A 1,533-nucleotide genomic window follows, 5' to 3' on the forward strand; every position below is an offset into this window, starting at 1 on the left:
TTATTTTAAAAAAGGTGTAAAACACTTAATACAACTGAATTTATTACACTCAATAGTGGTAATACTATGGAAATTCAAAATTTTAGTGCAGCACCAATAATTCTTGCATTATTCAACAGGTTCATCACGGTAAATCTAGTTGAAAATGTACTTTTTGTATTATATAGATTTAGATAAACTATGGATATTAATTATTTTTTCAAAAAAGACACTTTATTATGTCTATTTACATATAAAATAGCCCACTTACTTCCCTAAGCGGACTATTTCTTTATTATACTTTCCTTATAAATATATCCTCTTTTTTCCCATGAACTTTATACAAAGGTAAATATATATTTACCTAATTTCTTTGATTCATAGCATCCCATATTTATTTTAGTTTTATAATACCCTCTATAATATTAAAATATTCTCAATACAGAGAAGCGTGCTCCTTCTCGAATAATTAATGCTGGATTACCAGGATTAGTAATACCACCTACTTGAGGAATTGTTACAGGATTTTGTCCAACATTATATATTTGTATTTGATCACCTGCATTTAAAGATAATATCAAATTTCCTGCAATTACTGAACCACTTGTATTCGTTCCCATACTTCTTATTCCTTGAGTTTGACCATTAATACCAACAGCAAAAATAATATCAGGCAAGTTTGTTGGATCTATAGCAATATAATAATTCATTTCATAGATACCCGTATCAATAATTGTTATTGTATCTGGAGCATTAAATGTAAGATTAATAACTTGAGTACTGTTAGTAAAATTAACTGGAGCACCACTTAAAACAGTTTGAGTACCTTGAAAAGTAAGATTTGCATATGTTGTAGGAATATCAGGCCCTGTTGGCCCTCGTGTCCCAGGGGGTCCTTGTAAACCAGGAGTACCTTGAAGCCCTGTTGGCCCTTCGGGACCTGGTGGACCTTGAATTCCTTGTACCCCTTGTAATCCTGTTGGCCCTTCAGGACCTGGTTCTCCTTGAATTCCTTGTACCCCTTGTGGTCCCGTTGGCCCCTCAAGACCTGGTGGACCAGCTGGTCCTATTGGACCTGTTTCTCCTGTTGCGCCACCAGCTGGTCCTGTTGCCCCTGTTGGTCCTGTTGGACCACCAGCTGGTCCTGTCGGTCCCGCTGGGCCCGTTGCTCCAGTTTCTCCAGTTCCAAGACCTGTCGGTCCAACTGGTCCTGTTGGACCTGTTGCCCCAGTTCCTGTTGGACCTATTAGGCCCGTTGGTCCTGTTGGACCAGGATCTCCAGGTTCCCCTTGAATTCCTTGTACGCCTTGCGGTCCTGTTGGACCAGGATCCCCGGGTTCCCCTTGAATTCCTTGTACACCTTGCGGTCCTGTTGGACCAGGATCTCCAGGTTCTCCTTGAATTCCAGGTACCCCTTGTGGCCCTGTTGATCCAGGAGCACCAGGAGGTCCTTCCGGTCCTATTGGACCTATATTCCCAGGTTCCCCTTGCGGTCCTGTTGGTCCTGTTGGTCCTGTTATACCAATTCCTGTTCCACCAGGTCCTGTTGGTCCT

1 pseudogene is annotated in these 1,533 nt (G+C 41.2%); it reads right to left on the bottom strand.

From position 1 onward, the window contains the following. Nucleotides 1-404: 404 nt before the first annotated feature. Nucleotides 405-1,533: pseudogene (locus ILT06_RS33005) on the bottom strand (Gly-Xaa-Xaa repeat protein); the annotation flags it as partial.

It is taken from the genome of Bacillus sp. 17RED48 (assembly GCF_019837545.1).
In the GTDB taxonomy this organism is placed as follows: Bacteria; Bacillota; Bacilli; order Bacillales; family Bacillaceae_G; genus Bacillus_A; species Bacillus_A wiedmannii.